Source organism: Stenotrophomonas koreensis (assembly GCF_001431525.1).
Lineage (GTDB): Bacteria > Pseudomonadota > Gammaproteobacteria > Xanthomonadales > Xanthomonadaceae > Stenotrophomonas > Stenotrophomonas koreensis.
The window spans coordinates 1-22,549 of record NZ_LDJH01000024.1 but is presented as its reverse complement, the minus strand read 5'-3'; the positions used below and the strand labels follow the sequence as shown (position 1 = coordinate 22,549).

23 protein-coding genes are annotated in these 22,549 nt (G+C 66.8%); 5 read left to right on the top strand and 18 right to left on the bottom strand.

Features of this window, described 5'->3' with window-relative positions:
- Nucleotides 1-24 precede the first annotated feature (24 nt).
- The 18 genes from ABB25_RS11685 to ABB25_RS11600 all read right to left on the bottom strand — a co-directional run bounded on the left by ABB25_RS11685 (nucleotide 25) and on the right by ABB25_RS11600 (nucleotide 16,528).
- Nucleotides 25-1,266: a beta-ketoacyl-ACP synthase gene (locus ABB25_RS11685; RefSeq protein ID WP_057667013.1), complete on the bottom strand. Its 1,242-nt coding sequence runs from the start codon at nucleotides 1,264-1,266 to the stop codon at nucleotides 25-27.
- Complete coding sequence (locus tag ABB25_RS11680; RefSeq protein WP_057667011.1) at nucleotides 1,266-1,997, bottom strand: 3-ketoacyl-ACP reductase FabG2; 732 nt, start codon at nucleotides 1,995-1,997, stop codon at nucleotides 1,266-1,268. The genes ABB25_RS11685 and ABB25_RS11680 overlap by 1 nt, the downstream gene beginning before the upstream one ends.
- A complete protein-coding gene (locus tag ABB25_RS11675) occupies nucleotides 1,994-2,443 on the bottom strand; it encodes a hotdog family protein (RefSeq protein ID WP_057667008.1) in 450 nt (149 codons plus the stop codon). The genes ABB25_RS11680 and ABB25_RS11675 overlap by 4 nt, the downstream gene beginning before the upstream one ends.
- Nucleotides 2,440-3,633 (bottom strand): beta-ketoacyl-[acyl-carrier-protein] synthase family protein, encoded by a 1,194-nt coding sequence (locus ABB25_RS11670; RefSeq protein WP_057667006.1) that lies wholly within the window; start codon nucleotides 3,631-3,633, stop codon nucleotides 2,440-2,442. The genes ABB25_RS11675 and ABB25_RS11670 overlap by 4 nt, the downstream gene beginning before the upstream one ends.
- Nucleotides 3,630-4,184: a DUF3261 domain-containing protein gene (locus tag ABB25_RS11665; protein WP_152981199.1), complete on the bottom strand. Its 555-nt coding sequence runs from the start codon at nucleotides 4,182-4,184 to the stop codon at nucleotides 3,630-3,632. The genes ABB25_RS11670 and ABB25_RS11665 overlap by 4 nt, the downstream gene beginning before the upstream one ends.
- Nucleotides 4,181-5,422 (bottom strand): NAD(P)/FAD-dependent oxidoreductase, encoded by a 1,242-nt coding sequence (locus ABB25_RS11660; RefSeq protein WP_057667001.1) that lies wholly within the window; start codon nucleotides 5,420-5,422, stop codon nucleotides 4,181-4,183. Before ABB25_RS11660 ends, ABB25_RS11665 begins: the two co-directional genes overlap by 4 nt.
- A gap of 148 nt (nucleotides 5,423-5,570) precedes the next feature.
- On the bottom strand, nucleotides 5,571-7,898 hold the full coding sequence (locus ABB25_RS11655) for an MMPL family transporter (RefSeq protein ID WP_152981198.1): 2,328 nt from the start codon (nucleotides 7,896-7,898) through the stop codon (nucleotides 5,571-5,573).
- Nucleotides 7,899-7,914: 16 nt separating this feature from the next.
- Nucleotides 7,915-8,547, bottom strand: coding sequence for an outer membrane lipoprotein carrier protein LolA (locus ABB25_RS11650; RefSeq protein ID WP_057667061.1), 633 nt, complete (start codon nucleotides 8,545-8,547; stop codon nucleotides 7,915-7,917).
- Between the two features lie 5 nt (nucleotides 8,548-8,552).
- The gene (locus ABB25_RS11645; protein WP_057666996.1) at nucleotides 8,553-8,972 is read right to left on the bottom strand and encodes an acyl-CoA thioesterase; all 420 of its coding nucleotides are present in this window, start codon (nucleotides 8,970-8,972) and stop codon (nucleotides 8,553-8,555) included.
- Nucleotides 8,959-10,509: an HAL/PAL/TAL family ammonia-lyase gene (locus ABB25_RS11640; RefSeq protein ID WP_057666994.1), complete on the bottom strand. Its 1,551-nt coding sequence runs from the start codon at nucleotides 10,507-10,509 to the stop codon at nucleotides 8,959-8,961. The genes ABB25_RS11645 and ABB25_RS11640 overlap by 14 nt, the downstream gene beginning before the upstream one ends.
- Nucleotides 10,490-11,437: a lysophospholipid acyltransferase family protein gene (locus ABB25_RS11635; protein ID WP_057666992.1), complete on the bottom strand. Its 948-nt coding sequence runs from the start codon at nucleotides 11,435-11,437 to the stop codon at nucleotides 10,490-10,492. The genes ABB25_RS11640 and ABB25_RS11635 overlap by 20 nt, the downstream gene beginning before the upstream one ends.
- Nucleotides 11,434-12,207, bottom strand: a complete 774-nt coding sequence (locus tag ABB25_RS11630) for a glycosyltransferase family 2 protein (protein WP_057666990.1) — start codon at nucleotides 12,205-12,207, stop codon at nucleotides 11,434-11,436. Before ABB25_RS11630 ends, ABB25_RS11635 begins: the two co-directional genes overlap by 4 nt.
- Nucleotides 12,197-13,882 carry an ApeI family dehydratase gene (locus tag ABB25_RS11625; RefSeq protein ID WP_244477817.1) on the bottom strand — a complete coding sequence of 562 codons (1,686 nt, stop codon included), beginning with the start codon at nucleotides 13,880-13,882 and terminating at the stop codon, nucleotides 12,197-12,199. The genes ABB25_RS11630 and ABB25_RS11625 overlap by 11 nt, the downstream gene beginning before the upstream one ends.
- Nucleotides 13,883-13,886: 4 nt before the next feature.
- Entirely contained in the window at nucleotides 13,887-14,438 is a 552-nt protein-coding gene (locus tag ABB25_RS11620) for a COG4648 family protein (protein ID WP_057666986.1), read from the bottom strand.
- A 22-nt stretch (nucleotides 14,439-14,460) separates the two neighbouring features.
- A complete protein-coding gene (locus ABB25_RS11615; protein ID WP_244477816.1) occupies nucleotides 14,461-14,733 on the bottom strand; it encodes an acyl carrier protein in 273 nt (90 codons plus the stop codon).
- On the bottom strand, nucleotides 14,733-14,990 hold the full coding sequence (locus tag ABB25_RS11610; protein WP_057666984.1) for a phosphopantetheine-binding protein: 258 nt from the start codon (nucleotides 14,988-14,990) through the stop codon (nucleotides 14,733-14,735). The genes ABB25_RS11615 and ABB25_RS11610 overlap by 1 nt, the downstream gene beginning before the upstream one ends.
- The gene (locus ABB25_RS11605) at nucleotides 14,977-15,774 is read right to left on the bottom strand and encodes a lysophospholipid acyltransferase family protein (protein ID WP_057666982.1); all 798 of its coding nucleotides are present in this window, start codon (nucleotides 15,772-15,774) and stop codon (nucleotides 14,977-14,979) included. The genes ABB25_RS11610 and ABB25_RS11605 overlap by 14 nt, the downstream gene beginning before the upstream one ends.
- Nucleotides 15,767-16,528 (bottom strand): beta-ketoacyl synthase chain length factor, encoded by a 762-nt coding sequence (locus ABB25_RS11600; protein ID WP_057666980.1) that lies wholly within the window; start codon nucleotides 16,526-16,528, stop codon nucleotides 15,767-15,769. The genes ABB25_RS11605 and ABB25_RS11600 overlap by 8 nt, the downstream gene beginning before the upstream one ends.
- A 119-nt stretch (nucleotides 16,529-16,647) precedes the next feature.
- Here ABB25_RS11600 and ABB25_RS11595 point away from each other — a divergent pair, with 119 nt between their 5' ends.
- From ABB25_RS11595 to hemF, 5 genes are all read left to right on the top strand, one after another.
- Nucleotides 16,648-17,661 (top strand): chorismate transformation FkbO/Hyg5 family protein, encoded by a 1,014-nt coding sequence (locus ABB25_RS11595; RefSeq protein WP_057666977.1) that lies wholly within the window; start codon nucleotides 16,648-16,650, stop codon nucleotides 17,659-17,661.
- A gap of 67 nt (nucleotides 17,662-17,728) precedes the next feature.
- Nucleotides 17,729-20,092 carry a S9 family peptidase gene (locus ABB25_RS11590; protein WP_211259322.1) on the top strand — a complete coding sequence of 788 codons (2,364 nt, stop codon included), beginning with the start codon at nucleotides 17,729-17,731 and terminating at the stop codon, nucleotides 20,090-20,092.
- A complete protein-coding gene (locus tag ABB25_RS11585; protein ID WP_057666975.1) occupies nucleotides 20,089-20,508 on the top strand; it encodes an NUDIX hydrolase in 420 nt (139 codons plus the stop codon). The genes ABB25_RS11590 and ABB25_RS11585 overlap by 4 nt, the downstream gene beginning before the upstream one ends.
- Before the next feature lie 18 nt (nucleotides 20,509-20,526).
- Entirely contained in the window at nucleotides 20,527-21,090 is a 564-nt protein-coding gene (locus ABB25_RS11580; RefSeq protein WP_152981196.1) for a hypothetical protein, read from the top strand.
- A 46-nt stretch (nucleotides 21,091-21,136) separates the two neighbouring features.
- A complete protein-coding gene (gene hemF / locus ABB25_RS11575; protein ID WP_057666971.1) occupies nucleotides 21,137-22,036 on the top strand; it encodes an oxygen-dependent coproporphyrinogen oxidase in 900 nt (299 codons plus the stop codon).
- Nucleotides 22,037-22,549 lie beyond the last annotated feature (513 nt).

The following is a 22,549-nucleotide window of genomic DNA, read 5'->3' as shown; positions in this document are numbered from 1 at the left end:
GAACACTCCTTGGTTGATGGAAACTCATGCAGACCAACGACGGAAGATCAACGAGGTATTGATCCCGCCGAAGGCGAAGTTGTTGCTCATGACATGCTCGACCTGCAGCTCCCGGCCGCTGCCGGTGATGTAATCCAGCGTGCCGCAGCGCGGGTCGACCGTCTGCAGGTTCAGCGTCGGCGCAAACCAGCCCTGGCGCATCATCTGTACCGACAACCAGGCCTCGAAGGCACCGCAGGCCCCGAGCATATGGCCGACATAGCTTTTCAGTGAGCTGATCGGCACCGCGCTGCCGAACACCGATTCGGTGGCGGTGGTCTCGGCGATGTCGCCATGTTCGGTGGCGGTGCCATGGGCATTGATGTAACCGATGTCGCCCGCCTGCAGCCCGGCATCCTGCAGCGCCAGCCGCATCGCCCCGGCCATGGTTGCCGCGCTCGGCTGGGTGACGTGCTGGCCATCGCTGTTGGTGCCGTAGCCGACGATTTCGGCCAGGATGCTGGCACCGCGTGCCTGTGCGTGCTCGAGATCTTCCAGGATCAGGCTGCAGGCCCCCTCGCCCAGTACCAGGCCATCGCGGTCGGCATCGAACGGGCTCGGGGTGAGCTGCGGGGCCTGGTTGCGCACGCTGGTGGCAAACAGGGTGTCAAACACCGCCGCCGCGGTGGCGTCCAGCTGTTCGGCACCGCCGGCAATCATGACCGTCTGCGCACCGCTGCGGATTGCCTCGTAGGCCGAGCCCACGCCCTGGCTACCGGAAGTACAGGCACTGGAGGTGGTGTAGACCCGTCCGGTCAGGCCGAAGAACACACCGATGTTCACCGGCGCGGTATGGCTCATCATTTTCAGGTAGGTGGTTGCATTGATTCCGGCGGTGGAATGCTCGGCCAGCATCCGTCCGAATTCACCGATGGCCTCGTGGCTACCGGCCGAGGAACCGTAGGCCACCCCGGTACGGCCGCTGGTCAGCACCGGATGGCCAAGCAGCCCGGCCTGCTCCAGTGCCATCTCGCTGGCGCGCACCGACATCACCGCCACCTTGCCCATCGAGCGCGTGGTCTTGCGGTTGTAGTGCGCGGGCAACTCATAGGCCAGCGCCGGGGCCGCCAGGCGGGTGTTGAGGCCTTCGTAGACATCCCATGCCGGCATCGACACCACCGCATTGCGGCACGCACGCAGGCGCTGCTGGATCTGTTCCCAGTCATGGCCCAGCGGGCTGATCGCCGCGGCACCGGTAATCACCACACGGCGCATTGCAGCAGCCATCAGACCATGCCTCCATTGACTGAAATCACCTGACGGGTGATGTAACCCGCGCTCTCGGACATCAGGAACGCTACCGTTGCCGCCACCTCCTCCGGCTGGCCGACACGGCCTGCCGGAACCAGCTTGAGCGCATGTTCCAGCACTTCCGGGCTGAGCATCTCGGTATCGATCAAGCCAGGTGCAACGCAGTTGACGGTGATCGCGCGGCTGGCCAGTTCCAGCGCCAGGGCCTTGGTGGCACCAATGATGCCGGCCTTGGCCGCGCTGTAATTGACCTGGCCACGGTTGCCGACCAGGCCGGAGACCGAGGACAGGGTGACGATGCGGCCGGGTTTGCGACGGCGCACCATCGGCATCACCACCGGGTGCAGGACGTTGTAGAAACCGTCCAGATTGGTGTGCACCACGCTGTCCCACTCTTCTTCGCTGAGGGCCGGAAAGGCACCGTCGCGGGCGATGCCGGCATTGCAGACCACGCCGTAATAGGCGCCATGGGCCTGCATGTCTGCCTCCAGCGCCAGGCGCGCCGCCTCGCGGTCGCCCAGGTCAAAGCACAGCACCCGTGCCTGGCGGCCCAGCGCGCGCACCTGCGCGGCCACCGCCTCGGCTTCCTCCACCCGGCTACGGCAGTGCACGGCCAGGTCAAACCCATCGGCGGCCAGGCGCAAGGCCACCGCACGTCCGATGCCCCGGCTTGCGCCGGTAACCAGCACATTGTTCTCAACTGTCATGCCTGTCCACTCTCCAGATATGCCAGCGCATCGGCTGGTTCAAAAACAGAAACATTGGCCTGGCAACAGACCTGGTCATCGATCAGGATCTGACAGGCAAACATGCCCAGGCCATTGTCAGCCATCAGTTCGCAGCTGGCCCGTACCTGCAGCACACTGCCGCACGGAAAATGCGTGCAGCTGCTGGTAAAGCGCCGCGTACCGAGCAAAAAGCCAATGGCCGGTGCGTTGCCGGCGCTGCGCGCACGGCAGCCGGCCCAGGCGGCGATGGCCTGGGCCATGTATTCGATCCCGACCCAGGCCGGCACGCCGTCGCTACCGACGAACAGGCCCTCATCGGGCACCACCAGCTCAGCCACGATGTGTTGCTCATCCCAGTGACATACCCGGTCAAGCAGGGACATTCCCTGCTGATGGGGAACCACCTGGTCAATGGTGAAATTCATGCCGGCTGCGTACTCCGTGCCAGGGCCAGGACGGCGTTGCTGCCGCCAAAGGCAAAGGAATTGCTCAATACCCGCTGCAGCGGTGCCTCACTGCGCTGGCCCGGTGCCACCCACGCCAACGCGGGCAGCCCGGGGTCGGCCTGGCCATCCCACCACTGTGGCGGCAGCCGCTGTTGCGGGTTTTCGCCCAGGCTGATCCAGCACAGAGCCGCCTCGATCGCACCCGCCGCACCCAGGGTGTGGCCGGTCAGTGGTTTGGTCGAGCTGACTGCAACCTGGCCGCCAAGCACCTGCTGGACCGCCAGGCTTTCCATGGCGTCGTTGTGCCCGGTCGCGGTGCCGTGCAGGTTGACGTAATCCACCGTTCCTGCGTCCCAGCCGGCACGGGCAAGTGCCTGCTCGATCGCCGCAATGGCGCCGGCGGCCGTCGGATCCGGGGCCGACATGTGGTGGGCATCGGAGGTTTCACCCCAGCCAGCCAGAACCACCGGCCCCAGCTCGCGGGTCATAAGGAACAGGCCCGCGCCCTCGCCGATGTTGATGCCGCAGCGGTTGACCGAGAACGGATTGCAGCGCTCGGCCGAGACTGCCTCCAAGGCCGAAAAGCCGGCCACGGTAAAGCGGCACAGTGAGTCGGCCCCACCGGCAATCACCGCATCGGCCAGCCCCATCTGCAACAGCCGGGCAGCACTCATCAGCGCCTTGGCACTGGACGAGCACGCGGTGGACAAGGTCCATGCCGGGCCAGCGGCGCCACTGCTGGCGCGCACGAACTGTGCCGGCGCCCCCATTTCCTGCTGGGCGTAGGTGAAGCCGGGCGGCCAGTGCCCGCTGTCGGCGCGCGCCTGCAACGCCTGCTCGGCCTCGCCGATGCCCGAGGTACTGGTGCCCACGACCACCGCTACCCGCCCGGCGCCATAGCGCGCGATGGCCTGGTTCACTGCCGGCTGGATCTGCGTCAGGGCCAGCTGCAGCAGGGCATTGTTGCGGCCGCGCAGGGCCAGCGGCCACTGCTGCAGCGCGGGCAGCGGATGGTCGACTTCACCGAGCATCAGCTTTTTCCCGGGCAGCACCCGCTCATTCCACTGCAGACCGCCGGCATGCCCGGCAAACAGCGCAGCAGCAACTTGCTCCCGGCCACAGCCCAACGCACAGACAATGCCGACATCATTCAGATGCACATCAGTCATGGCACGTCTCCCGCTTCCAGGACCTGCGACTGGATCAGCAGCTGATAACCCTCGGCATGGTTCTCCAGCAGCACGCTGCCATCGGCCTGATGGCGCATTTCCAGCCAGGTGCTGCCGGCATGGGTCAGCTGGCGGCCGCCGTCAGACACCTGCAATTGCCAGCCCGCTGGCAGGGCCGCGGCGATGGCGGCCTGCGGCCAGTACACGAACTGCAGATCGTCCAGCACCCGCTCGCCACGCACCTGGGACGGCAACCAGGGCGCACGCTGCTGCTGCAGCTGCCGTCCATCCCAGGACAGGCGGACGCCAGTCTGGCCCATGGCCTGGACGGCCAGGCGTACCGCGTCAGCATCACTCTCCAGCAGGGCCACCATCTCACGCTGGTGACTGCCGAGCCGGAACTGCAGCGCCTGCTGCAGTGCCAACGGCGCAGGCAGGCTGGACGGCGCCAGCCGCAACGGCGGCAAGGCCACCGCTGCGCCGGGGCGCGCGCCATTGCCGGCGCAGCCGCCTGCCGCCAGCAGCAGGCACAGGGCCAGGAACAACCTCATGCGCTGCACAACTCCTCAAGCACGCGCAGGCGACGGCCGCTGGGGTCATCGACGTAAGGGTTCTTGCTGTCCCAGGCATAGCCGGCCAGGATCGAGCAGACCATCCGCCGGACCTCGGGCTGTTGCTGCTGGTGGTAGATGATCTTCTGGAAGCCACCGGCATACCAGGCTTCGACAAAGCGGCGGAAGGTCTTGACCCCGGCGCGCAGCGGGATGGCGAACTCCGCCTCCCAATCCACGACCTGCCCGGAAAAGCGTTTTTCCAGGCAATCTGCTGCCAGCTGGGCCGACTTGAAGGCAATGGTCACCCCCGAGGAGAACACCGGATCCAGGAACTCACCGGCGTTGCCCAGCAGCGCATAGCCCGGACCCCACAACGAGCTGACATTGGCCGAGTAGCCGGTGATCCGGCGCACCGGCAGCACCGCCCATTCGGCATTGACCAGCAGCCGGGACAGGTTGGGATCTTCGGCGACGATGGCCTTGAGCTTGTCCAGGTCCTCGCCCGGGTAGCGCTCGAAGAATGATGGCTCGGCCACCACGCCGAGCGAGCAGCAGCCATTGGAGAAGGGAATGGTCCAGTACCAGACATCGATGTGCTGCGGATGGGTGGTGATCAGGATCTTGTTGCGGTCAAACTCGGCATCGGCCGGGATGTGGTCGCGCACATGGCAGAAAATCGCGCCACGCACCGGGAAATTGGACGGCGATTCCAGTTGCAGCAGGCGCGGCAGCAGGCGCGCAAAACCACTGGCATCGAGGATGAAGCTGGCTTCGATCCGGTACTCGCTGCCATCCGGACGGCGTACCTGCACGGCCGGGTTCTCCCCCGGCTCCACCGCAATGACTTCATCGCCGAAGCGCAGCGTGGTGCCCATGCGTTCGGCGCCACGCGCCAGCACGTCATCGAAGTTGGCGCGCTGCACCTGGTAGGTCGTGCCCCAGCCGGCGGAGAACTTGTCACGGAAATCAAAGCCGGTGCGCTTGTCGCCATGGACGAAGGCCGCCCCGTTCTTGTACTGGAAGCCGGCCTGCACCACGTCCTGCAGCAGGCCTGCTGCCTCGATGTATTCCATGCTTTGTGGCAACAGGCTTTCGCCGATGGAAAAGCGCGGAAACGCCTGCTTTTCCAGCATCAACACCTGGCGCCCACGCTGGCGCAGCATCGCCGCAGCGACGGAACCGGCCGGGCCGGCACCAATGATCAAGACTTCGGTTTTTTCCACTGTGTAGGTCATGGTGTCTTCTGCTTACCAAAGGTCAGTTGCTGGAACGAGCACGGATGAAACGTGAGGGACAACCAATGTCATGGGCCTGCACCGCAGGCCGATGACGGGACAGCAAGGGGAGCAAATCACGCCGGTGCCCGGCGGATGGGGCAATGCCTCAGCCATGCCCGGCCTCCACCGGCGCGGGCCGGAACAGCGGCGAGATGATCCACACCAAGGCAATTCCCAGCAGCAGGGTCAGGCCGAAGGCGGACAGTGCCGGCGTCGCCGACAGGCCGAGCAGGCCAAATGACAGCCAGGTACTGGCGGCCCCGACGCATACCGCCAACCAGGCGCTGTGGTCGCCGTTATGCTCGACCAGGAAAATGCCGTAATCGATGCCCATGCCCATCAGCAGCATCAACGCCAGCACATTGAACAGCTGCAGCGGCTGGCCCAGCCAGCCAAGCAGGCCAATGGTCAGCAGCACCGCCAGCGCGGTCGGCGCAAATACGCGCCAGGCCTGGCCACGGTAACGCCAGCCCAGCACCGCAAACACCAGGCCGGCACCGACCAGCAGCAACCACGTCATCAGCTGGCGGTAGTGGGCCAGCAGCGCGGAAAAATCGGCGGTGCGATCGATCCAGCGCACACCAGCCAGGCCAGCGGCCGCCTGTTCCAGCTGCGTCAGGGCATCCGGATGGCCACCGTCATCGACCATCACCACACTGCTGTAGGCAGCGCCAACGCGGCCCAGCCACAACGCGGCAAACGGCTGCGCCACCGGGGTGGCCAGCACTGCCTCCAGCTGCAGGGCATCACTGGCAAAGCCTGGCCGTTGCAGGGATTCACCGGCCACGGCCGATACCGCCGCCAGCACCTGGGTTTCGACCCGCGCGGTCAAGGCTGCATCGGCCTGCTGCCGCGCCGGCGAGGGCACCCAGTCACTCACCGCCCGGTAGCTTCCGATGCGCGCCTGCCCTGCCAGCTGGCGCAGCCGCCGGGTCAGGGCCTGCTCGCGCTCCAGCACCTGTGCCGTGCTGTCGCCTTGCACCAGGTAGAACTGCGCCGGGCTCGGCAGGGCCAGCAGCTGGCTGATCCGCCGCTGGTCGGCCACCAGCTGCGGCGGCGATGACTGCAGGCTGCGCAGGTTGTCGTCGGCCTGCAGGCGCAACATCCCGGGGCCAGCCACCAGCGCCACCAGCACGCAGAACAGCAGCACCGCCCGGCGGCTGGGCAGGCGCGGCACCCGGTCCAGGCTGCTGCCCAGCCAGCGTGCGAAACCGGTGCCGCGCAGCTGCGCACGATCAATCCACGGGAACCAGACGATCACGGTGATGAATGCCGCGCTCAGCCCGACCACCGAGAACAGGGCCATCTGCCGCAGGCCCGGGAACGGCGCCAGCGCCAGCGCCAGGTAGGCCAACGCACTGGTCACCAGGGCCAGCCACAGCCCGGGCAGCAATTGCCGCAGCAACGACCAGCGCGACTGCCCCGGCTGGGCCTGGCGCGAGGCAAACCAGTGGATACCGTAATCCTCGGCCACGCCGACCAGCGAGGCACCGAACACCAGGGTCAACACGTGGATCTTGCCAAACACCAGCACCGTGACCGCCAACGCCACCGCACAGCCGACCAGCAGGGAGCTGGCCACCAGCAGGATCGGCCGCAGCGAACCGAAGGCCAGCCAGACCAGCAACAGCACGGCGGCCAATGAGCCCCAGCCGATGGTGTTGATTTCGTTGTTGGCCTGCACCGCCGCCGCTTCGGCATGCAACGGCACCCCGGCCTGGAGCAGTTCCAGGTCGGCCGCCTGCGCGTGGGCCGCCTGGCCGGCACGCGCGAGCAGGCTGGCCAGGCGGTCTTCACCATCCAGCTTGAAGGCCGAGTCGGTGGTCTGGAACTGCAGCACCGACCAGAACCGGCCATCGGCCTGCAGCAGGCCATCCTCGCTGCTGGCGATACCGGCACCCGCGGCCCGCTGCTGCCACCAGGCCGGCCACAAACCGAGCGGATCGGCTTGCCAGTCGGTCAGGCGCAGCCCGCCCATCGGCCCGTACAAACGCTCCAGCGCCTGCATCGCCAGCTGCTGCGGATCGGCCTGCTCCAGCTCGCTGCGCTGGGCATCGGTGAGCAGGCGGTCGCGGTAGGGTGCATAGTGGCTGCGTGCCGCCTCGAACCAGCCCTCTGCGCTGGCCTGCGGCTGCAACAGCCCGGCCTCGGCATCAGCAGCCAGCTGGCCGGCAAAGGCACTGGCCGCAGCGGTCACCTGCGCTGGATCGGCGCTGCCCAGCAGCACCACCACCTGGCGGGCATTGGCATCGGCAATGCGCCGGGTCACATCGGCGAGCAGGCGGTCCTCGGCCGCCTGCGGCAGCAGCGCCAGGATGTCGGTATCCACCGGCGTCTGTACCTGCCAGATCCGCCACTGGCTGTAGCCCAGTGCCAACAGACAGGCCAGCCACAGCCAGGCCAGTACACCCCAGAGCCAACGCCAACGCCGCATCGGTGGCATCGACAGCTCAGTCAAACCGGGCAGCCTCGTCGTCACGCAACGCCGCCGGCAGCTCGCTGAGCTGGCGGAACTGGATCCGGGTGCGGTCACCGCCGGCCTCGACGATCTCCACCACCCGCACATGCCGGTCGCCGTGCAGGGTCAGGCTGCTGAAGGCGCGCGCCAGCATCCGCGAACGCGGGGTCAGGCGCAGCTGCCAGCCCTCCTCGTCCATGGTCAGCGGCGTGACCTGGAACAACCGCTGCAATGACTGCAGGTCACCGCTGATCAGTGCAAACAGCACCGTATTGACCGAACGCATGGCCGGCTGCTGGCTGGCATCAACCTCGACCCGGACGCTGCCATCGGGCTGGCGGCTGCGGATCTGGGCCGCTGTGACCACCAGCTCGGAGGCAAATGGCTTGTCGGTCTGCCAGATCACCCCGCGATCGCGTGCGACCACGAAGCGGCCTTCCGAACGCAGCGGGTTGCGGAAACCCACCACCGTTTTGGATTGCTCGAACTGCCCACGCAGTACCACCGGGTTGGCCAGCCGCGCGGTGATCGCATCCAGCGTGGGCGCCGGATCCGCCGCCACGGCCACCACCGGCAGCAGCCAGGCACACAGCAGCAGCACGGCCAGTGCCTGCCAGCGCAGCATGGATTTCATCGCGACACCCCCAGCCGTTGCCACAACACCGGCGGACAGACGTACTGCAGCTCGTGGCTGGCCGCATCCACCGCCACCTGGATGGTCCAGGCCCGGGTCAGGCGCTGGCCAGTGGCCGCATCCAGGATCTGGTAATCGATCTTGAGCCGGTTCTCCCACTCCACGATGCTGGCGCGCACGCGCAGGCGCTGCTGGTACAGCAGCGGCCGGATGTACTTGACCCGTGCATCGACCACCGGCCACAGATAGCCGGACTGCTGCATCTGCGGGTAGTCGTAGTCATGCCGCTGCAGCAGCGCGCAGCGGGCCACTTCCAGGTACTTGAAGTAGTTGCCGTGCCATACCACCTGCATCGGGTCACAGTCGTGGAACTGTGGCGACAGCTCCACCTCGATGCTCAGTTCATTGCTGTCCATACAGTTCCCACTGCTGGTTGCGGATATCGACCAGCAGGCTGCGCAGCTGGCCATCCAGTGCCCGGTCTTCCTCGACCAGGGCAATGCGCTGGCACAGATCGGCATACATCTGCGCCAGCTCCGGCTGCAGCTCGGCGCGCAGGCCAACGCGCTGACGCAGCGCCAGGCCCTGGCGGGCGGCAATCAGCATCGCCGCCACCACCTGCTCGGTCAGTTCGATCACGCGCAGGCAGTCGCGCGCGGCGATCGTGCCCATGCTCACCTTGTCCTGGTTGTGGCATTCGGTGGAACGGGAAAACACCGAAGCCGGCATGGTCTGCTTCAGGGCCTCGGCGGTCCATGCCGACACACTGATCTGCAGCGCCTTCAGACCATGATTGATCGGCGCCCGCTCGCCCTGCGCGGCGGACAGGTTCGAGGGCAGGCCATGGTTGAAACGGGCATCCACCAGCAATGCCAACTGCCGGTCCAGCAGGTCGGCCAGGTTGGCCACGGTGTTCTTCAGCGTATCCATCGCCAAGGCGATATGCCCACCATAGAAATGGCCGCCATGCAGGATGCGTCCGCCCTCCACGTCCACCAGCGGGTTGTCATTGGCACTGTTGAGCTCGGTCTGGATCAGCTGGCGCAGGAACGGCAGCGCATCTTCAAGCACGCCGATCACGTGCGGGGCACAACGCAGCGAATAGCGGTCCTGCAGGCGGTCAGGGTTGAGCGGCGGCTGCGCACTGTCCAGGTCCTGGCGCAGGCGCGTGGCAATGCGCGTCTGTCCCGGGTGGGGCTTGGCGGCAAACAGCGCGGCATCAAAGTGATGGGCATTGCCATCGCTGGCCAGCACGTTGATCGCGGTCAGCCGGGTCGCCAGCCGCGACAGGTAATCGGCACGGCTCCAGGCCAGGCAGGCCAGCCCGGTCATCACCGCGGTGCCGTTCATGATCGCCAGGCCCTCCTTGGGGCGCAGCCGCAGCGGGCGGATGCCGGCGCTGGCAAGCGCCTCGGCGGCAGGCTGGACGCGCTGCTGGTAGAACACCTCGCGCTGCCCGCACAGCACCGCCGCCACGTACGACAGCGGAGTCAGGTCGCCACTGGCGCCGACCGAACCCTCGGCCGGGATCATCGGCAGGATGTCATGCTGCAACAGCGCTTCCAGGCCCTGCAGCAAGGCCCAGCTGACCCCGGACATGCCACACACCAGCGAGGCCAGGCGCGCGGCCAGCACCGATCGGGTCTCCACCGGATCCAGATAACGGCCCAGGCCGCAGCCGTGGTAGGTAAACAGGTGGTGCGGCAGTTCGACCACCAGGGACGGCGGAATGTTCACCACGCACGAATCGCCGTAGCCGGTCGTCACCCCGTAGATCACCCCCTCGCGCCGGAGCAGCTCATCGACAAAATCGGCACCGGCCTGGATCCGGCGGGAAAACGCCGGATCCGGGGACAGCATGGCTTGCCTGCGGCGGTGTGCCAGATCCACCACGTCTTCGATCGTCAGCGCAGTCTGGCCAAAATGGCAGGGGTTAGTCAGCTCGGTGTGCATCGGGGTCCTGGTCCCAGAAAGGGAAAAAGTTGAACCAGTCCAACGGGGACTGGGTGACCTGCTGTTCCAGCCAGTACGCAAAACGTTGCGCCTGCGCAGCCAGCGCCTGCTCACGTGTGCCACGCGGCAACACGATGCGGTCGCTGAAATGTTCAAAACGCACGCGGTAGCCGGCACCTTCGTGCAGGCAGGACATGGTGTAGACCGGGCAGCCCAGGGCCGCGGCGAGCACATAGCCACCCACCGGGAAGGCGGCGTGGTGGCCGAGGAACTCGGCCCTGGCTACACGCCCCCCGCTCACCGGGATGCGGTCACCGACGATGGCGACAAAGCCGCCGGCAGCCACCCGCTGGCCCAGCACCATCGCCGTGGCAGGTCCTACCTCACTGACCTGGACAAGCTCGACCGAGGCCAGTGGCCCCATCCGGCGCAACAGCTGGTTGAAGCGCTCGGCATGGGCGGTGTGCACCAGGACAGTGATCTGGAACCCCGGCACCTGCTCGGCCAGGGTCTGGCACAGCTCCAGACAGCCGATGTGCGCGGTCAGCAGCACCCCGCCCTCGCGGCGGGCAATCTTCTCCAGTACCAGGTCACGTTGCAGCTGTACCGCCGCTGCCGGATAGCGGCCACCCAGGCCCAGGATCTTGTCAAGCAGGGTTTCGGCAAACCAGAAGAAATGCCGCAGGCTGTCGCCCGCGTGCGGCGCACGGCCGAGCACGCCGGTATGGGCCTGCAGCCGCTGCAGGTACTGCAGCGAGGCGCGGCGTCCGACCCGGTTGAACAGCCACTGGCACAGCACCACCGGACCGACACACAAGCGGAACGGCCAGCGCCCGAACCAGCGGTACACCCAGCACAGCAGGGTGATCCCTGCCACCGAGGTGGACTCACCGAGCTGGGCCCAGTGCGGTGCGGCAGGTGCATTCATCGCGGCCGTCCGGGCCGGCGTTGCCAGAGCAGACGCGGCAGTCGGCACAGCATGCCCAGGAACAGCCGGGCATGCATGGCACTGATGCGCAGGTTGTCGCGCCAGACATCAAAATGAGACACCCCGTCAACGGGATAGGTCACCCGCGTGAGCCGGTGTTCCACCGGTACCTGCCGCCAGTACAGCCGCACCAGCACTTCGGTATCAAAGTCCATCCGCCGCCCAAGCCGTTCGCTGGCGACCAGCTGCTGCAGCGGTGCCAGCGGGTAGACCCGGAAGCCGCACATCGAATCGCGCAGGTGCAGCGACAGGGTGTTGATCCAAACCCAGACGTGGGTGGCGTAACGGCCGTACAGCCGCGCCTTGGGCACGCTCTGGTCATAGGCCGGGATGCCGCAGATGACGGCGTCCGGCTGCTGTTGCGAGGCGGCAATGAAGGCGGGAATATCAGCGGTGTCGTGCTGGCCATCAGCATCGATCTGCAGCACATGGCTGTAGCCCAGGGCCGCCGCATGGGCAAACCCGGCCAGCATTGCACCACCCTTGCCCTGGTTGTGCTCCAGCCGCAACAGACCCACCTGCGGCTGCTGGGACAGCTGCTGCAGCACCCGGGCACAGGAGACGCGGCTGCCATCGTCCACCAGCAGGCAGGGCACCGCGGCCTGTTGCACGCCCGCCACCACCTTGGCGATGGCCTGCTCGTGGTCGTAGACCGGTATCACCACCAGCAGGCGGTGGTCGACGGCGGCGGTAGCAGCTTCAAGCGGCATCGGCAAACACTACCCGTCCACTGGCATGCACCCCGGCCGCAGAGGTGTAGCGAAAGGTCAGCACGCCATGGGCTGGACCGACGCTCAACTCCAGGGCCAGATCCAGCACATCCCCCGGGCGGGCGACATGCTGGAACTTCACCGTTTCCATACGCTGGAAATGCGCCGGCAGCGCAAAACACTGCCGCGCGAAATGGATGGCCCAATCCAGCTGCGCCACCCCGGGCAGGATGGCGGCCTGGGGAAAATGACCTTCAAACACCTTCAATGCCGGATCCAGCACCAGTTGCAGCCGGGCCTGCTCCGGCCCACGCTGCAGCCACTGTGGTTCGGGCAGCAAGGGCTGGAACAGCGCCTGCAATGCCGCCTGGGTGACCTTGCCCTGGGCATTGAGCGGCAGCGCCGCGCACAGCCGCCAGCGGCGCGGCCGGGTAACCGCATCGTGGTGACTGGCCAGATGCGTGTTCAGTGACTGCTGGAACGCCCGGCGCTGTTCGGCAGGTGCATCCAGCAGGGTCGGATCGACCGGCACCACCGCTGCGGCCAGCTGCTCACGGGCACCGGGCAGCACCAGCACCCGGGCCTCGGCCACACCCGGTGCCAGGCACAGCCCGCGCTCCAGTGCATCCAGTGAAACCCGGCGTTCTTCAATCTTGACGATACGATCGGCCCGGCCAAGCAGCTGGAAACTACCATCGGCCAGGGCACGCGCGCGATCCTGGGTGGCCCACCAGCCCGGCTCGGCCAGATGCGCCGAATTTACCGACAGACAGTCCTGATCGAGCCGCCACTGCACCCCGGGCAAGGGCCTCCAGGCCCCCTGGGCATCGCCACTCTGCCGCCAGGCAATTCCACCGGTTTCACTGCTGCCAAACACTTCGATCGGTGGCACCGCCAGCAGCCGGGTCGCCAGCGCGGCGGCCTCGGCCGACAACGGCCCACCGGAGGAAAACACCGCACGCACCTGGCCATGCACGCTCTGCCAGGACAGCTGGCCGGGCAACCGCTTCAGATGGGCCGGCGTGGCGACCAGGATGCTCGGGCCTTGGGCCAGCCCGGCCACCAGGTCCTCATGGAAAAAACGCCGCGGCAGGATCGGCCGGCCACTGGCCAACGGCCACAGGACGCGGAACAGCAGCCCGTAGATGTGCTGGTGCGAGACCGTGCCGTGGACCTGTGCCCCTTCGACCAGGCCAGCAAATGCCTGCTGCAGTGCTTCCACTTCGCGTGCGAGCTGGTCCAGCCGTTTGACGATCGCCGCCGGCTGGCCTGTGCTGCCGGAAGTGAACACCACCAGTTCGCAGCTGCGCTCGTCAAGCACATCGCGTGCCTGCGGTGCCGCCGTGGTCACCGCCCCACACGCCAGCCCGGAGACTCCCGACGGCAGGTCACCGGCATGGCCATCCACGTAAGCAGCCACCTGCTGCAGCGTCCCGGGCAGGTTGTCAGCGCATAACACCACCCGTTTGCCGGCATGCCAGGCGCCGTACAGCGCGGCCGCAAATTCCAGTGTGTCCTCGACGTACAGCGCCCAGTCCCTGCCTGGCCGGGCGGCAAAGGCTGCCTGCCAGGCACAGCTGCGCGCCTGCAGTGCGGCATGGTCGACCATGCCGTGCGCGCCCAGCCCGACCGGACGGCCAGCCTGCGGACAAGTCAGCAGGCTATCCAGTGCCATCCAGTCAGCCATTGGCGTGGCCTGCCTTGACCCGCTGGCGGACCAGCCACTCGCCTGCGAACAACACTGCAATCATCACGTACGCCAGAAATCCGTTGTAGAGCACCCAGACCTGATCCGAGGCCCAGACGGCCGTCACCGTGGCCAGGGAACCGTTGAGAATGAAAAATGCGCACCAGACCTGGGTGACCCGCCGGGTGTAGCGCACGCCAGCGGCCGGCAGGTCCGGCTGCTGGAGGCGTGCCAGCCGTTCCACCACCGTCGGCGGGAAACGCAGGCTCAACCCGAAAACCATCAGCATGACCAGGTTGACCAGCGCCGGGTACAGCTTCAGCGGCATGGCCTGGTTGAACACCGTGGCAACCAGTGCCAACACGCCGGCACCGGCGGCGGCGAACCACCACAGCTTCTGACCGGCGCTCAGCGCGCGCAGCAGCGCAATGACAAACAGCAGGCCGGCCAGCCAGCGTGGCTCAAAGCGCCCAAGCGCCCCGTAGACCAACAACGGATAAGCCAGCGACAAGGCGCCAAGCGCCATGACCCGTGCACGCGCCATGATGCCCCCCCCGGCAGCAGGATCAGGTGGTAGCCTGGTTCGGGAGGAGGCCGTGCACGACATCAACCACATCCTGCACGGTACGCACGGTCTTGAAGGCTTCCGGCTTCAGGCTGCTGCCCAGCAGCGGCTTGAGCTGCACGATCAGGTCGACCGCATCGATGCTGTCGATGTCCAGGTCCTCATACAGGCGCGCCTCCGGCGCAATCCGCCCGGCTTCGATTTCGAAGCTGTCCTGGAGGATGCGCACGATATGCTGGAAGAGTTCGTTCTTGGTCATGTCGATGTGTGGCATCACGCCCGGCTGGATGCGACAAACTCCGACAGAGCGCGCACACTGGAAAAATGACGACGGGTTTCTTCCGAATCGGCCGACAGGCTGACCCCGTACCGCTTCTGCAATGCCAGACCCAGTTCAAGCGCATCGATCGAATCCAGGCCCAGCCCTTCAACGAACAGTGGCGAGGTGCTGTCGATTTCGTCGGCGGAGATGTCCTCCAGCGACAACGATGAAATGATCAATTCCTTGATTTCATACTCAAGTGCTTCCACTTGCAGTATCTCCGGAAAGTTGAAAGTAACGGGTCAGGTACTCGGTAAGACGACGGGCTGCAAGTGCTTCACTCCTGCCTGCCGCTTCATCCAGCAGGAAAGGGGCAATGGGAATATCCTCGCCGACCTCAACCACAACATGAAATTTCCGATCTGGCACACGATACCATTTTTCGCCTTTGCTCAGCGTCGGCGGCGTACAGCGGATGCGCACCGGGGTGATGTCCAGGCGGCCGCGGACGGCAATATTGGCCGCCCCGCGCTGCAGCTGCAGCGCACGTCCAGGGACACTACGCGTGCCCTCGGGGAAGATCACCAGGTTGCTGCCGGCAGCTATGGCCGCAATGCAGTCCTCCACCAGTCCGGCGCCGTGATCGTTGCTGACATAGCCGGCCGCACCCACCGGCCCGCGCATGAAAACATTGCTGGCCACCGCGCGTTTGACCACGCAATCGGCATTGGGCAGGCGGGATATCAGGCAGACCACGTCAATCAGGGTGGGATGATTGGCCAGCACCAGCAAACCATCGCGCTGCAGCCGCTCCACCCCACGGAACTCGCAGCTCATCACACCCAGCGCCTGCATCAACCGCAGGTGGGCGGCGAAGCTGCGCTGTACCCAGCGCCGTGCCAGCCGCTGACGCGGCTGGCCACGTCCGGCAACCAGACACAGCAATGACAGCCACAGCCCGAGCAGCACCCCGCCAACGCCAAACGCGGCAAAACTCAGCGCCGTGGCCAACAACCGCCAGGCACGGTCCAGCCAGTGCGCCAGCTTACCCATGCCGCGTCCAGCGCCAGCACAACGGGCCATCCTGCAGAGCCAGCGTCGCCGGTGCAGGGGCCAGCAAGAACCGCATCAGTGCCAATCCATGTGGCAGCGCGTCGCTGGCGCTGGCCGGTTCCGGCAGTGCAGCCGCCGTGGTGGACGGCTCCCATGCCAGCTGCCAGGCAGCGGTGTCATCCTCGTGGGCCGGGGTGACCCGCCAGCACCAGGCGTAATACGGGTCCGGCTGCTGGCGGAAACCAGCATAGACGGCGGGCAGCTGCGAGTCATACACCACCACGCGCACTTCCGGCGCGCCCTCGGCAAGCAGGGCGCAGGCCTCCACCAAGGCAGCTTCCACGGTAGCCTCGCCGGCGGCAATGGCCTGGTAATTGGCGCGGTTGCGGCGTGCAATCGAATACAACGCAGCCACCGCGTTGTGTACGGACAAACCGAATGCGGTCGGCGAAAGCGGCTCACCGGCGACCAGCGCCTGCAGCAACTCGATCGAACGCATCACATCGCCGTGGCGCGAAGCAAACACCATCGGCACCTGTACATCCTCGCCGGGCTGCTCACACCAGCAGGCCACCTGGATCGCCAGCCTGCCCAGCCGCTCTATCCGCCGCCGCTGCATGGCTGGAATCTCCGTCAGTAGCGGGGTCTGGTCGCCTTCGGGCAGGGCGGGCGCCTGGCTCCAGTCCAGCCACGACTGGCGGGTCTCCAGTCCCGGAGCCCAGGCTGCCCAGCCTTCAACGGAAAATCGAACCACACAACCCCCAGCAGGAAGAGACCCACAACACGTGCCCGTAGGCGCGCCACATCGGCACGGGCGCCGATCATGAAGGCGCTATCATGGCGATCCAGCAGCACCGATGCCAGCCATCCTTGATGAGTCTTCCCCTGTTTTCCGCCAGCCGGCCTGCACTGCATGTCCGCTACCAGCCAGTAGATCAGCTTGATGCAGCCCTGGCCGATCCGGCCACCCTGGCGGTGTTCCGTTTTGCCGCCGCCGATGCCGCCGCCGATGGCCGCGTGATCAATGTCGGGCTACGCGCGCATGGCCCGGACAGCCTGGAAGTCTGGCGTGGCGGCGCGACCACCCTGACCGGGAACAACGGTGCGGTACGCTGGATGCGCAATGGCGCGCTGGAACTGGCCTGCGTGGAAGTGGAAGAACCTGCAGGCACCGATATTGCCGCAGCCGCAGAGCAGGCCTACCGGCTGTTGCGCCAGCACCAGGCAGGCTCGGCCACCCCGCACCTGCTGCGGGTGTGGAATTATCTGGACGCAATCACCGAAGGTGACGGCGATGACGAGCGCTACCGGCGCTTCTGCGTTGGCCGCGTGCGTGGGCTGGAACAGGTCGATACAGGTCGGCTTCCGGCCGCCACCTGTATCGGCCGCTATGATGGCGTCCGCCGCCTGCAGGTGTACTGGCTGGCCAGCGGGCATGCCGGCCAGCCGCTGGAAAATCCCCGCCAGATCAGCGCCTTCCATTACCCTCGGCAATACGGTCCACAACCGCCGAGTTTTGCCCGGGCGATGCTGCCCGACCCGCGCTGCCAGCTGCCCCTGTTGCTGTCGGGCACCGCCGCGATCACCGGGCACGCCTCGCTGCATCTGGGCTCACCGGCCCAGCAGCTGCAGGAAACGCTGGCCAACATCGCCAGCCTGCTGCAGGCCGGCAGGGCGCACACCGGCACCCTGCCCGCCCATCTTGATGCGGGCAGCCCGATGAAGGTGTATGTGCGTGAACACCAGGACCTGGAGGCCGTCGGCGCCTTGCTGGCACAGCGGCTACCGGCCGGCGTCCCGTGCCTGATACTGCATGCCGAGGTCTGTCGCCGCGAGCTGCTGGTGGAAATCGAGGGCATGCACGGGATGGGCGCCGTACTGGCATGACCTGTGACCCAGCCCGCCGATGGGACGGGCTGGTAGGCTTGAACGGATCAACTTGCCGGAAACCACCATGACCCGACTGCTGTCCCTGTCCCTGCTGCTGGCCCTGGGCACCGCTGCCCACGCGGCACCGACGCCGATCACCCTGGAGCAGGCGATGGCCGAGCCGGACTGGATCGGCAACCCGGTCGAGTCGGCCTGGTGGGCCTGGGACAGCCGGCACATCCAGTACACCCAGAAGCGCGCCGGCAGCCCGGTGCGCGATACCTTCCAGATCACCAGCAGCGGTGGCACGACCAGCGTGGTCGACGGCCCGGCGCGTGGCGACCTGGACACCGCCCAGCGCATCCACAATGCCGACAACACCCAGCTGGCGTTCGTCCGCGACGGCAATGTGTTCCTGCGCGACCTGCGCTCCGGGGTGCTGCAGCAGATCAGCCACGGCAACGACAACGCACGTGGCCTGGCCTTCTCGCACAACGGCGGGCTGGTCTGGCACGTCAACCACACCTGGTACCACTGGACGCCGGCCGCCGGCACGCGCCAGGTGGCCCAGCTGCGCAGCGAGAAGGACCCCGACGCCGCCCCGGTGAGCAACAGCCTGCGCGAGCAGCAGCTGGCCACGCTGGAAACCCTGCGCCGTGACCGCGCCAACCGCGAGGCGCTGAAGCAGCAGGCCGCGGCCTGGCGTGCGGCCGACCCGACCCGTCCGGCCGCACCGGTGTACCTGGGCGAAGACGTGGTCATCCTCGACAGTGCGCTCTCCCCGGATGCCGATATCCTGCTGGTGGTCACCCGCAGCAAGAAGGCCGAGGCCGGCCAGGGCGGCAGGATGCCGCTGTACGTGACCGAATCCGGTTACGAGGAATTCGAGAACGTGCGTACCCGGGTCGGCCGCAACGACCCGGCCCCGCACCGCCTGTGGCAGGTCGAGCTGGCCAGCGGCAAGGTCAGCCCGGTCAGCTTCGACGCCCTGCCCGGGATCGCCACCGATCCGCTGGCAGAGCTGCGCAAGGCCGCCGGCAAGGAAGCACTGAAGGGCAACCGTGACGTACAGGTCGGTGCCGGTTTCGGCAGCCCATCAATGATCTGGAATGCCGACGGCAGCCAGGCCGCGGTGATGCTGCGCAGCGTGGACAACAAGGACCGCTGGATCGCCACCTTCAGCCCCGGCAGCGACCGCCTGGCCCCGCGCCACCGCCTCACCGACCCGGCCTGGATCAACTGGAACTACAACGATTTCGGCTGGTTGCGCGATGGCCGCACGCTGTGGCTGCTGTCCGAGCAGAGCGGCTACTCGCACCTGTACACCCAGGCCGGCAACGCGCGCCCGAAGGCGCTGACCAGCGGCCAGTGGGAGGCCTCGATGCCGGTGCTCAGCCACGACGGCAGCGGCTTCTACTTCCTGTGCAACCAGGCCTGGCCGGGTGACTACGAGGTCTGCAACGTGTCCGTCGACGGTGGCGCGGTACGCGAGGTGACCGCACTGGACGGGGTGGAGGACTTCAGCCTGTCACCGGACGGCAGCCAGGTGCTGGTGCGCTTCTCGGCCAGCTATACCCCGGCGCAGCTGGCGGTGGTGCCGGCCGCTGGTGGCCAGGCGCGCCAACTCACCGATACCCGCAGCGCTGAATTCAAGGCGCGCAGCTGGGTCCAGCCGCAGATGGTCAAGGTGCCGTCCAAGCACGGCGCCGGCCACATCTGGGCCAAGTACTACGGCCCGGAAACGCTGGAGCCGGGCAGGCAGTACCCGATCGTGATGTTCGTGCATGGCGCCGGCTACCTGCAGAACGTGCACGCCCGCTACCCGACCTATTTCCGCGAGCAGATGTTCCACAACCTGCTGGTGCAGGAAGGCTACATCGTGCTGGACATGGACTTCCGTGCCAGCGAGGGCTATGGCCGCAACTGGCGCACCGCGATCTACCGCAACATGGGCCACCCGGAGCTGGAGGATTACCAGGACGGCCTGGACTGGGTGGTCGAGAACAAACAGGGTGACCGCGAACGGGCCGGCATCTACGGTGGCTCCTACGGCGGCTTCCTGACCTTCATGGCGCTGTTCCGCAGCCCCGGCACGTTCAAGGCCGGTGCCGCGCTGCGTCCGGTCGGCGACTGGATGCAGTACAACCACGCCTACACCTCCAACATCCTCAACACCCCGGACATCGACCCGCAGGCCTACCGCACCTCCTCGCCAATTCATTACGCCGAAGGTTTGCAGGACCACCTGTTCATCGGCCACGGGATGATGGATGACAACGTGTTCTTCCAGGATTCGGTCAACCTGAGCCAGCGCCTGATCGAGCTGCGCAAGGACCACTGGAACATGACCGCCTACCCGCTGGAGCGCCACGGCTACACCCGCTCGGACTCCTGGTATGACCAGTACCGCCGCATCCACCGGCTGTTCGGGCAGACCCTGAAGCCGTGAGCACGACGCCGCGCGTGATCCTCACGGTGGCCGCGGTCATCCTCGATGACCATGGCCGGGTGCTGGTCGTGCGCAAGCACGGATCAAGCACTTTCATCCAGCCCGGCGGCAAGCGCGCGCCGGGCGAGGATGCACTGGCCACGCTGGCGCGCGAGCTGGACGAGGAACTGGGCGTGGTGCTGGATGCTGCCAGCGCGCGCCGGCTGGGTGAATTCCAGGCCCCGGCGGTCAACGAGGCCGGCTGCACCGTCAGCGGCGAAGCCTTCCTGGTCCAGGTCAGCGGTACGCCGCTGGCTGCCGCCGAGATTGCCGAACTGGCGTGGATCCCGCTCGACCCGCCAGCCGATTTCCCGCTGGCACCGCTGAGCCGCCAACATATCCTGCCGGCCGCCCGCGCCCTGCTCGGCCAGCCCTGACCGGAACACGCCAACCCCATGTCTACCCTGCCCCCCGCTTCGCCAGCATCGCAGTTGAACCGTGTCTGTGCCTGGCTGCTGCTTGGCCTGAGCGTGCTCACCGCATTGTGGAGTATCGGCCAGCTCGGCGCGGCGCTGGCCATGGACCACTACGGCGCGCAGCAGTGGCTGGCCAGCCACGGGCTGATGACCAGCGGCCTGCTGGGCTGGGTGGTGGCACATGCCAGCGCACTGAGCGCCCTGCAGCTGCTGTCCTGCCTGCCCTGCATCGCGATTGCGCTGGGCATGCTGCGGGGGAACAACTGGGCCCGGCTCGGCTTCATCGCCCTGTTGCTGCTGACCGCCGTCCTCAACCTGGCCACCCTGCCACTGCTGGACCGGCTGCTGATGGACCTGCTGACACCGATGCTGGCGCAGATCGCCGACAGCGGTGATGCCAGCGAGTTGATCACCGAATTGCGCGATGCCCGGATCATGCTCTGGGTCAGCAGCGGACTGCCATTGCTGGCACTGTCGGCGATCCATGTCTGGCTGGCCCGGCGGTTTGACCGCGCCGATATCCGCGCACTGTTCAGCCGTTGAAACCCGGCGGCTGGCCAAGCGGCGCGCATCGGCTAAAGTGACGCCCATGAACGAATTTGAACGCGTACGCGATTACCTGACCGGCCTGCAGGACCGCATCTGCACGGCCATCGAAAGCGCCGACGGCCAGGCCCGCTTTGCCGAGGACCTGTGGCAGCGCGCCGAAGGCGGCGGCGGCCGCACCCGCATCCTGCGCGATGGCGCGGTGTTCGAGCAGGCCGGGATCGGTTTTTCCGACGTCGCCGGCACCCGGCTGCCACCCTCGGCCTCGGCCCATCGCCCCGAACTGGCCGGAGCGACATGGCGCGCCTGCGGGGTGTCGCTGGTGTTCCACCCGCACAACCCCTACCTGCCGACCACCCATGCCAACGTGCGCTACTTCCAGGCCGAACGCGACGGGGTGACCGTCGCCGCCTGGTTTGGCGGCGGCTTTGACCTGACCCCGTTCTATCCGTTCGACGAGGACGTGCGCCACTGGCACCAGGTCGCTGCCGACCTGTGCGCCCCGTTCGGCGCCACCCGCTATGCCGAGCACAAGCACTGGTGCGACGAGTACTTCTTCCTGAAGCACCGCAACGAGACCCGTGGCGTGGGCGGCCTGTTCTTCGATGACCTGCATGGCGATTTCGAGACCGATTTTGCCTACCTGCAGGCGGTCGGCCAGGGCTTTCTGGACGCCTATCTGCCGATTGTCCAGCGCCGCAAGGACACCCCGTATGGTGAGCGCGAGCGCGAGTTCCAGCTCTACCGCCGCGGCCGCTACGTCGAATTCAACCTGGTGTACGACCGCGGCACCCTGTTCGGGCTGCAGAGCGGCGGGCGCAGTGAAAGCATCCTGATGAGCCTGCCGCCGCGGGTGCGCTGGGAATATGGCTTCCAGCCCGAGGCCGGCAGCGACGAGGCGCGGCTGGCGCAGTACCTGGTGCCCCGCGACTGGCTCGGCTGACACCGGCACCGGCCTGTCCATCCACGCCGCCGCAAGGCGGCGTTCTCATCAGCGGCCGATTGCGCCGGTAACGCCCTCTGCAGTACTGTCCGCCGCGGCGGCGCGGAAGGCCATCGCGGTGTAGAGCGCAGCACAGCGCACGGCCCTGTCCACGGACCAACGCCACCGGGAACGCCGCCGAAGACAAAGGGCAAGAAAATAAAAAGCCCCGCCGACCAGGGGGGGGTCGACGGGGCCAGGGGAACGGAAACCTGGGGAGGGGTCCCGTTCCCAGATCTGCTCCAGGGGATGGGAGAGATCCGCGACAGACGTTGCATCTGTCGGGATCTATAACACCACTGCGTGCCTTGATATTCCGTGAAGGGAAATGCCCAGCCGGGTTTGAATTAAGCACTTATTCAGCGATTTAGGGAAAGACGACCATTACACCCGCAGCCAGGTGATGGCGGCGTCCCTGTTAGGTGAGCCTCCTCCCAGTTGTCACCGACCCCGCAGTCACCCATCAGCGCCACA